A 363-nucleotide genomic window follows, 5' to 3' on the forward strand; every position below is an offset into this window, starting at 1 on the left:
GATTCCGCAACTGCCCGGCCTCCAGATCTACGTGCTCGGCCCGCCGCGCGACAAGGCGGCGTTGCGGCTGGAAGAGCAGGCCGGTGCCATGTTCCCGCTGGCGAGCGGCGGCCCGTTCACCCGGGCCTTGGCTAGCGGCCTTGAGTCAAACAAGACAAGCGACCCTGGCTTTATCGATGAACTCAGCCCTTTCGAGCACAGCATTGGCACCCCGCTCTCTGTGGCTTTGAGTGGAGAGGCCGACGACTCGGCTGTCGAGTATGTCCGCAAGCACTATTCGGAGCCGATCGCGCATATCGCGCCGCAGGAAAGTCCGGATCAGTCCTGGCGGCGTATCGACGCCGACTGGATGGGGATCGCCGC

General features: G+C 64.7%; 1 protein-coding gene. It reads left to right on the forward strand.

The features are described from left to right. Positions 1 to 363 (forward strand): hypothetical protein (locus tag EN852_RS41315; protein WP_189546449.1); only part of this gene is annotated, 363 nt, incomplete at both ends.

The organism is Mesorhizobium sp. M2E.F.Ca.ET.209.01.1.1, assembly GCF_004010375.2.
GTDB lineage: Bacteria > Pseudomonadota > Alphaproteobacteria > Rhizobiales > Rhizobiaceae > Mesorhizobium.